Source organism: Streptomyces calidiresistens (assembly GCF_014141525.1).
In the GTDB taxonomy this organism is placed as follows: domain Bacteria; phylum Actinomycetota; class Actinomycetes; order Streptomycetales; family Streptomycetaceae; genus Streptomyces; species Streptomyces calidiresistens.
Genome location: NZ_VKHS01000168.1, coordinates 1 through 8401, shown reverse-complemented (window position 1 = coordinate 8401; position 8401 = coordinate 1). Strand labels below are relative to the sequence as shown.

8 protein-coding genes and 1 pseudogene are annotated in these 8401 nt (G+C 73.8%); 3 read left to right on the top strand and 6 right to left on the bottom strand.

The genetic code is table 11. The features are described from left to right. Positions 1 to 523: MarR family winged helix-turn-helix transcriptional regulator (locus FOE67_RS09780; RefSeq protein ID WP_182662610.1), on the top strand; the 523-nt coding region annotated here is incomplete at its 5' end. A 581-nt stretch (positions 524 to 1104) separates the two neighbouring features. Here FOE67_RS09780 and FOE67_RS09775 read toward each other — a convergent pair. Further along, positions 1105 to 1554 (bottom strand): annotated as a pseudogene (locus FOE67_RS09775) (MarR family winged helix-turn-helix transcriptional regulator); the annotation flags it as partial. 100 nt (positions 1555 to 1654) lie between these two features. On the opposite strand from FOE67_RS09775, the gene FOE67_RS09770 reads away from it, so the two are divergent. Further along, positions 1655 to 2878, top strand: a complete 1224-nt coding sequence (locus FOE67_RS09770; protein ID WP_182662607.1) for a PP2C family protein-serine/threonine phosphatase — start codon at positions 1655 to 1657, stop codon at positions 2876 to 2878. A gap of 51 nt (positions 2879 to 2929) precedes the next feature. Here the strand turns inward: FOE67_RS09770 and FOE67_RS09765 are convergent, their stop codons facing one another. The 5 genes from FOE67_RS09765 to FOE67_RS09745 all read right to left on the bottom strand — a co-directional run bounded on the left by FOE67_RS09765 (position 2930) and on the right by FOE67_RS09745 (position 7078). After that, entirely contained in the window at positions 2930 to 4087 is a 1158-nt protein-coding gene (locus FOE67_RS09765; RefSeq protein WP_323384594.1) for a serine hydrolase domain-containing protein, read from the bottom strand. Next, entirely contained in the window at positions 4084 to 5085 is a 1002-nt protein-coding gene (locus FOE67_RS09760; RefSeq protein ID WP_228473719.1) for a DUF6895 family protein, read from the bottom strand. Before FOE67_RS09760 ends, FOE67_RS09765 begins: the two co-directional genes overlap by 4 nt. Continuing rightward, positions 5082 to 6077: a DUF6895 family protein gene (locus FOE67_RS09755; RefSeq protein ID WP_182662605.1), complete on the bottom strand. Its 996-nt coding sequence runs from the start codon at positions 6075 to 6077 to the stop codon at positions 5082 to 5084. The genes FOE67_RS09760 and FOE67_RS09755 overlap by 4 nt, the downstream gene beginning before the upstream one ends. A gap of 79 nt (positions 6078 to 6156) precedes the next feature. Beyond that, positions 6157 to 6885, bottom strand: coding sequence for a hypothetical protein (locus FOE67_RS09750; protein ID WP_182662603.1), 729 nt, complete (start codon positions 6883 to 6885; stop codon positions 6157 to 6159). A 10-nt stretch (positions 6886 to 6895) separates the two neighbouring features. Then, complete coding sequence (locus tag FOE67_RS09745; protein WP_143619204.1) at positions 6896 to 7078, bottom strand: hypothetical protein; 183 nt, start codon at positions 7076 to 7078, stop codon at positions 6896 to 6898. Positions 7079 to 7616: 538 nt separating this feature from the next. Here FOE67_RS09745 and FOE67_RS09740 point away from each other — a divergent pair. Then, positions 7617 to 8291, top strand: a complete 675-nt coding sequence (locus FOE67_RS09740) for a TetR/AcrR family transcriptional regulator (RefSeq protein ID WP_182662601.1) — start codon at positions 7617 to 7619, stop codon at positions 8289 to 8291. Positions 8292 to 8401: the final 110 nt, after the last annotated feature.

Genomic DNA, 8401 nt, shown 5'->3' with positions numbered 1-8401 from the left:
CCCCGGCGGGGAGCCGGGGGGCGGGGCGGAGGACGCCGCCCGGGTCGCCGCGCGCCTGGTGGAACTGTGGGAGGTGGCGAGGGTCCGCACCAGGGATCCGGTGCCCCCGGCCCAGCTGCGGGCCCTGGGGGTGCTGGCGGCGGAACAGCCGATGGCCTGTGGGCGGCTGGGGGCCCGACTGCGGCTGACCCCCTCCGCGGCGGGGCGGCTGTGCGCGCGGATGGAGGACGCGGGACTCCTCCGGCGGGGGCGGGCCGAGACGGATCGACGGCGCACCGAGTTGGTGCTCACACCCGCCGGATGGCGCACGCTCCTGGCCGTTCGCTCCGACCGCCGCGAGGTGATGCGGGAACTGCTGGCGGCCGACCGGGGCACGCCCGGGGAGGAGGGGGTGGTTCCCCCCGCCGAGCCGGGCGACCGGGGGACGGATGGGGAGCGTCCGAGGTCGGTCGAGGAGGTCGAGGCGCTCGAGGCGCTGGAGGTGCTGCGGGAGATGATCGTCGAACGGTTGCGGCGGGTCTGAGGGGCGCCCCGCCGGGTCCCGGGGCGGCACGATCGGCGGGCCTCTCCCCCGGGACTCCCGGGAAGACAGTTGCCATTTGACAACTGTATCCTTGGGTCAACACTGTGGGGGGCGCTCCGACCCGGCGGCCCCGCCGTCGCGGTGTGGGGCCCCCGGCCCCTCCGTCATCAGGAGCAGGGTCATTCGAGAACAGCGTGGGAGCGATGGAGAGTGCCGAGAAGCCGGGGCTAGGCCGTCCGGGCCCGCCGCCCCGCGGTCGGGGAGGCGTCGTCGGCCGCTCGCACCCCCGCACCGAGTCCCGCTCCGCCGGACGGAGAGCGCCGTTGCCGGTGCGCCTCCTCCACCCGTGGCGGCGCGTCGGACCGCAGCCGTGTCTCCGGGTCGGAACCCGCCCCGGCCGCGTCGGCGCCGTTGCCGAGAACGCTTCCCCCGGACTCGCGTACCGCGTCCCGGGGGCGGGGGGCCGCGCCGCCTCCGCCGTCGTCCCCGGCCGCGTCGGTGCCGGCCCGGCGGTTCCCGCCCGGGTGGTCGGGCGCCGTTCCCCGCGGCCCGGCGGAGCGGAGCCCGGTCACGGAGTCGCCGTCCGCCGCGTCACGGAAGGCGGAGAGGCCCTCCACCAGAGCCCGCTGTTCGGTGGGGGACAGCGAGGAGATCACCGACAGCAGGGCCTCCTCGCGTCGGGCCCGCAACTCCCGCAGGTAGGAGCGACCCCGAGGGGTGAGCCACAGTTCCAACTCGCGCCGGCTCGCCGCGCTGGGCATCCTTTCCACGAAGCCCACCGCCTGCAGTCGGTCGCAGAGCCTGCTCACCGACGAGGGTGCCGCCCCCAGCAATTCGCCCAGGGTGCGCAGGTTGATCCCCTCGTCCCGTTCCAGCACGTAGAGCACACGCAGTTGGGAGGAGGACACCGGAGCGGTGGGCGCGGCATCACGACCCCGCTCCCATAGCATCTCCAACAGTTCGATGACCTCCGACGCCGCGCCGGCGGCATCGGGGGCTCGACGGTGGGACGATGCTGGATTCACACGCATAACTGTGGCACTCCCGGTAGGCCCTGTCACCCCTGACGCCCGGCCGGCGGCCCTCCCCGCACCATCCGGCATGTTTTCTTGAGAAAGCGGTTGTAACACGGTGGACAGATTCACGGCTGTGGAGCGGGCCCTGCGCAACGCACCGCCCCACGATCTCCTGGCCGCGGCCCGTGCGGCGCTGGGACGGCATTACTCGGCCACCGACATCGAACTGCTCGTGGCCGACTACGGAATGAACACGCTTCACCCGCTCGGCGCCCCGCACTACAGATCGGAAGTCGTCTCCGCCCACACCGGTGCCCCGGGACGGGCCTTCGGCTCCCAACAACCCTACATCCCCGACGCCGTCGGCTCGGAGGTGGCCACGCTGCACCTTCCCGTCACCGTCCGCGGCGATCGGATCGGGGTCCTGATCCTGTGCCTGCCGACCGAGGAGTGCTCGGACGAGGTGGTGGCGGAACTCCGTGAGATCTCCGAAATCCTCGGCCACGAGATCGTGGTGGCCGAACGCGACACGGACGTCTATCTCCAGGCCCGCCGCGCCGAGCGGCTCACCCTCGCCGCGGAGATGCAGTGGCAACTCCTTCCCGGTCGCGCCCTGAGCCGGCCCGAGTTCGATCTCGGTGCCCAACTGGAACCGGCCTACGCCATTCACGGCGACAATTTCGACTGGTCCACCTCGGCCGATCACCTCACCCTCACCGTCACCAACGGCATGGGCGAGGGCATCGAGGCGGCCCTGCTCACCAACCTCGCCGTCAACGCCCTGCGCAACGCCCGACGGGCCGGTCTCGACCTGCAGGACCAGGCGTACATGGCCGACCAGGCGCTGTACGGCCAGCACGGCGGGCGGTTCCACGTCTCGGTGCTGCTGCTGCGCTTCCACCTCGCCTCCGGGCAGGTGGAGATCGTCGACGCCGGCTCCCCGCGCATGTGGCGCCTGCGCGACGGCTCCGCCGAGCCCGTCGAACTCGAGGCACAGCTGCCCCTGGGCATGTTCGAGGACACCGTCTACGCCGTCCAGCGCTTCCGGGTGCTGCCGGGCGACCGTCTGCTGTTCGTCAGCGACGGCGTCTACGACGTCTCCTCGCCGGTGGGGGAGCGGTACGGCGACAAGGCCCTGGCCCGCGCGCTGACCAGCACCCGCCTGCTGCCCCCCTCCCAGGTCCCCCGGGCCATCCTCGGCGAACTCGCCGGCTACCGCGGGCGTCCGCAGTCCGACGACGACGCCATGATCCTGTGCCTGGACTGGCACGGTCGGCCCGATTCCGGGGACGGCGGCGAGCCGGAGGGGGCGGACACGGCGGGGCCCGTCGGCCGCTGACCGCGGGGGACTCCGGCCGTCGGCGTTCCCGGACCGGACGGCGGGAGCGGCTCAGGGAAGCGCGTCCAGCAGGTTCCGGGCGGTGACCGGGAAGGCGTCACGGGATCGGAAGCGGCGGGTGCACACCGCGACCAGGGCCGTCCCCGTCCCCGGACGGAACCCCAGGAACGCCTGTTGCCCGCAGGTCGCCCCCGCGTGGAAGAGCACCGGCCCCCGCGGCCCCTCCTCGCGGAACCAGGTGACGGTGTGGGTGCGATCCCCGCGCCGCCCCCGCCGCAGCACCGGTGTGCGGACGGTCTCCAGCGCGGCGGCGAGCACCGGATCGGGCGCCCCCGCCGGGCGCAGGTGCGCCTCCAGCAGGCGCAACAGGGAGAGCGGATCGCCGCGCACCGCGCCGGCGGCGGGGAAACCGCCCATGAGCAGCGGAGGTACGGGCGTGACGCCGTCCCGCCCGTGCCCGACCGCGTCCACCGGTCCCCGCAGGGGATCGGCGCCCGGCGCGGGGGCGGTTCCGAGGTTCACCGCCCCCACCCGGCGCAGCGGTGCCAGGACCCACTCCTCCAGCGCCCCCTCCCACGACGTGTCGCAGGCCGCTCCCAGCGCGTGCCCCAGGACCGCCGCGCCCAGGTTGGAGTAGCGCCATCGGCTTCCCGGCGGCCGGCGGGAGCGGTGGCGGGCGAAGGCCTCCAGCACCCGCCGGGTCGGATACCCCGCGTAGGGGTTGGTCGCCCGGTGGCGCAGGGCTCCCGGGTACAGGTCGGCCGGCAGACCGGGCAGGCCGGAGGTGTGCGTCACCAGGTGCAGGAGGGTGATCGGGTGCGGCCGGGGCGCGCTCCCGGGGATCAGGAGGGCGTGCGCCGGGGTGGACCACCGCACCCGGCCGGCGCGGACCATCGCGGCCAGCATGAGCCCGGTGAGGGTCTTGCCCGCCGAGCCGGTCTCGTAGCGCAGCACCTCGCGCGACACGACGGGCGGAGGGGCGGTGCCGCCCGTGCACACCGCCCGCTCCCCGCGCCGGGACCATGCGACGACCACGTCGGGGGCGTCCACCGCCCGCACCGCCCGGGCCAGCGTCTCCCGCACCCCCGGGTCGGCGGCGGGGACGGGATGCGCCGGCTCCACCGCGTCCCGGCGGGACGACCGCCGGCGGGGCTCCGGCGCGGGACCGGGTTCGGGGGCACGGCCGGCCTCCGCCGGCACGGTCCTCACGCCGGCTCCCCGATCAGCGAGCCCATGGCCCTGGAAGTGGCCAGCACGGACGCGAACGCGGCGACCAGGGTGGGGTGGTAGACCTCGTCGAAGACCTCCCGCTCGTCCCCCTCCGGCATCGGGCCCTGCGCGGGCATCGCCCCGTCCGGGGCCTGGGCGGCGGCGAAGGCCCGCCAGACCCGGTCCTCCAGCGCGGGACGGGGCAGGCAGGCGTCGACGACCAGCAACTCGCCGAGCAGGTCCCAGTGGCCGATCTCCAGCCAGTCGTCGGTCCACGCCGGCAACCACCGCGTCAGGTACTCCGCGATGTCCGCGGGCAGGCCGTTGGGGTTCTCGCCCCAGTCGGTGAGGTGGAAGACGGTGTGGGTGATGCCGTAGCCGATGTGCAGGCCCACCGTCCACGGTTCGGGACGGCGTCCCAGCCAGGTCGCCCCCACCGCCTCGCCCGGGTCGACCGAGGGGGGAAGACCGAAGCGCCGCTCGAAGGCCGCCAGGCCCAGCCGCCGCACCGGCATGGCCTCCAACGCGGCCCAACTGTTCAACCCGTGGGTCAGGCGGGCGTTCTCCTCCACCTCCGGCGAGGAGTACCCCAACTCGCGGAACGGCACGTAGATCTCGAACGGGATCGGCGACAGCGGCTCCTCCCGTTGCATCCAGGCCAGCAGCCGCCCGCCGTCCAGGTGTTCCCGCCACGCGTGGTCCAGCAGTTGCCGGGCCCGCGCGGCCTGTCGGGAACCGGCCACCCCCTCCCGGAACAACACCTTGCCGATCAGGGCCAGTTCACCGATCGGTTTGAGCCGGTCGCGGACCTCCCGGTCGGGTGTGTCCGGCTCGGGTCGGGGGTGGAAACCGTCGCGGTGCCGGTGCAGCCAGGCCACCGCCCGGTCCCCCACCCCGTGGATCAGGGCGGGATCGGCCGGCAGGGGTGGCAGGGCCCGCGCGGTGGGGGAGTCCTCGGACGGGTCGGGTCGTGGCCCGGGAGAAGGGGTGTCGATCATCTTCCTCGCCCGTTCGGGTCGCCGTGGATGGTGACGGGGGACGGCCCGGGGGGTCCGTCCCCGGAAGCACTCCGGGGGGACGCCGCGGTCCGCAGTCGGGACGCGGTCAGCGCGGCGGCGAAGGCCGCCGCCAACGTCGAGTGGTAGCTGTACGCGAAGGTGGTTCCCGGGTCGTCGTCCGCCGGGCCGGTGCCCTCCTCGGGCAGGGAGCCGTCCGACCGCCGGGCCCGACCGATGCTCTCCCAGGCCGGTGCCAGGTGCTCGACGTCCGGTGGCCCCGGCAGGCTCGCCCCCACGGCGAGCAGCTCACAGGTCAGGTCCCACTGAGCCGCCTCGACGCAGGTGTCCAGCCAACAGGGCAGCCACGCCCCCAGGTACGCCTCGAGGTCCCCCGGCATCCGGTGCGGCGCCCGGCCCCACCGGGTGATGTGGAAGACGGTGTGGGTCAGGTGGTACCCCGAGCCCCGATCCATGGTCCACGGTTCGGGAAGTCCACCCAGCCAGGTGCGCCGCAATGCCGGCTCGAAGTCCCCGTGCGGCGTCAGTCCGCTGCGCCGTTCGGCGTCCAGGACGCCCAGCCGACGGTTGGGGTCCTGCTCGGCCAGCCGCCAGGAACGGGTGGCACACACCGACGACGCGAACTCCTCGAAACCCGGATGGCGCAGTCCGGCACCCGCGAAGGCCGCGTAGATCTCCAGGGGGTAGGTGGCCGCCGGCTCCTCACGGAAAATGCGCAGCAATGTCATTCCCTCGTGCACCTGGCGCCAACAGAAATCGAGTAGCTCGCCCGCCAGGCGGTGAACCCCGCCACCCGGTTCGGAAACGCCGAGAATGGAAGAGGAGAGCTGGGCGAGTTCTCCCACCGGTTTCATCGTCCAATTCGGATCGGTATCCGGGTCGGTGATGTCGTCGGGGAGCTCGAAGCGCGACAAATTCCGTTGGGTCCATTCGAGTGCCTCGAGGGCGAGGCGATCGGGAAGATAGCTCCTCATGAGATCCCCGCGGGCAATGCGTGAATCCGTCCCGGGGGGACTCCCCGGGACGTTCCCCCGGTGGTTTTCCCGGCGTGTCTCATGACGGGGGAACCCCCTCGCCGCCGGCGGCGGCGCGCATCCACAGCGCGGCCCGGGCGTGCAGGGCCACCCGCGGGTCGGCCCCTCCCATGTGCAGGACGAAGTCCAACCCGGCGTCCAGCCCCAGGCTCCCCGGCGCCCCGTCGACGGCCGCCAGCCACCGGCCCGCCCCCGCCGCCTGGAGCCAGTCGCGGCGGCGCACCGCCCGCACGAACCCGCGCGAGACGTCCAGGGACCGCCGCCCGGCCAGCTCGGCCACCGCCGAGTCCGCCCCGGGGACGGCCAGGGCCCCGAGCACGGCGAGCTGGTGGGTCAGCCGCTGCCAGGGCGCGGATTCCAGGTCGGAGACATCCGGTTGGGCGGTGGGCGGGACCCCGGCCGGGCGTCCCCCGCTCCCGTCGGCGACGCCGTCGACCGAGGTCAGGCGGAGCACCGTCCGCTCCATCGCCCAGTGGCTCCAGACGGTGGCGGACGAGGCGTCGGGCCCCGGCGGGTAGGCGCGCATCGCCTCCCGCACGAGGGCCAGCACGGGCTCCTCCGGCGGGTGTCGCAGCAGCGTGGTGGGCAACAGCACGTCGGCGCCCAGCGCCCGGGCCGCCGCCACCCGCAGCACGGCCTCGTCACCCTGCGCGGTGCCGGTCCCCGCCACGGAGCGGTGGCCCCCGTCCCGAAGAACGGAGACCACCTCCGAAGCAAGGTCGTGGATCGCGCCCGACAATTGCTTCATATCCGCCTCGTCAGCCCTTCTTCGGCCGGGGGGTCGGCGGGGAGAGCAGAAGTGCTCCCGCGAGCAGCAGAAGTGCCGCGCATTCGCGGGAATCACGGAAGACGCCATCCGCCTCGGTCGGGTTCAGCGCGGCCTCGACATCGGTCTCCAGGGCCTTGTGGAGGTCCCGCGTGGTCGACTCGGTGGAAAACATGTACACCGTCCTCTCGGAGGAAGTGGTGGTTGCTTACGACTCAAGTCCAACCCGATTCACGGGAGCCCGCAACCGCTCCGAGGGCGCCGTGCTTCATTGAATTCGGAACAACGCGTGGAACATTCGGTTGAATTTCCAACCGGATACTTCAAGGCCATGCGATCCCATGGCTTCTGACGGTTTTTCGGACACTCCGCGCCCTCCTCGGTCGTGGTGGCGGAAATGTACGTGTTCCCCACTCGTTCCACGCGGTTCACGGGCTTCGTCGGCCTTCGGACCCTCGACGGGGGCGGGGAGAGCGGGCACGCCGCACTCCGTGCACCCGGTGCCAACCTTGCACTGAGGGCAAGGATGCGGGTAGGAATGCGGGTGAGAAGGTGCGGCCGGCCTCCGTGCCACGCGTGCCCCGGCCGGCCCGCCGGGCGGACACGTCGACGTGCCGGCCCGGGGGACACCGGGAACCGGCGAAAGCCGGCGGGGCCGGGGAGCGACGGGGAACGCCGGAAACGGGGACGAGGAACCACGTGGAGCGGAACGAATGCGCGAGGAAGCGGCGGTGACCCCGCCGGCCGCGTCGCGGAACGAGGAGACCGGCCGACCGGACCGTTCCGGCGAAACCCTGTGGGACACCCGGCGCCGCCGCACCCACCGGGACATCCGCCGCGCCGCCCGCGAACTGGCCCTGGAGCGCGGCGTGGCCGCCGTCACCGTGGACGAGATCGCGGCCGCCGCCGGCGTCTCCCGCCGCACCTTCTTCAACTACTTCCGGAGCAAGGAGGACGCCCTCCTCGAGGCGCCCCCCGCCCTCGCCCCCGACGCGGTCGAACGCTTCGTGCACGCCGACGACCTGTCCTTCGGGGCCGCCCTCGCGGAGCTCGTGCGCGGTCACGCCCGCGACATCATCCGCGACCCCGACGGCATCGCCACCTCCCACCGTCTCGTCAGGGAGAACCCCGAACTGGCGGGCTTCCTGCTGGAGATGTTCGCCGAGGCCGAACGCGCCCTGATCGCGGTGTTCGAACGCCGCCTGACCCGCACCGGCGAGGACATCGACCCCCGTCTGGCCGCCGCGCTCACCGGCTGCGTCATGCGCGTGGCCGTCGAGTGCCGCCGGGCCGAGGCCACACCCGGCGACGCGCCGACCGACCCCGACGCCCTGGTCGCCGAGGTGGATCGCGTCCTGGAGGGACTGCGCGCCGTCCTCGCCCCCTGAGTCCCCACCTTCCCGCCGCCGGGCCACCGTCGCCCCGGCGCGCCGTCACCACGCCGGGCGCCCCGCGCGCCCCTCCCTTTCCGCCCCGTGCGGTCTTCACCCCGGAGAGC

Coding starts and splice junctions, on each gene's coding strand:
- FOE67_RS09760 (WP_228473719.1), bottom strand. CDS start 5,085: ATGATCGACACCCCTTCTCCCGGGCCACGACCCGACCCGTCCGAGGAC.
- FOE67_RS09745 (WP_143619204.1), bottom strand. CDS start 7,078: ATGTTTTCCACCGAGTCGACCACGCGGGACCTCCACAAGGCCCTGGAG.
- FOE67_RS09755 (WP_182662605.1), bottom strand. CDS start 6,077: ATGAGGAGCTATCTTCCCGATCGCCTCGCCCTCGAGGCACTCGAATGG.
- FOE67_RS09750 (WP_182662603.1), bottom strand. CDS start 6,885: ATGAAGCAATTGTCGGGCGCGATCCACGACCTTGCTTCGGAGGTGGTC.
- FOE67_RS09740 (WP_182662601.1), top strand. CDS start 7,617: ATGCGCGAGGAAGCGGCGGTGACCCCGCCGGCCGCGTCGCGGAACGAG.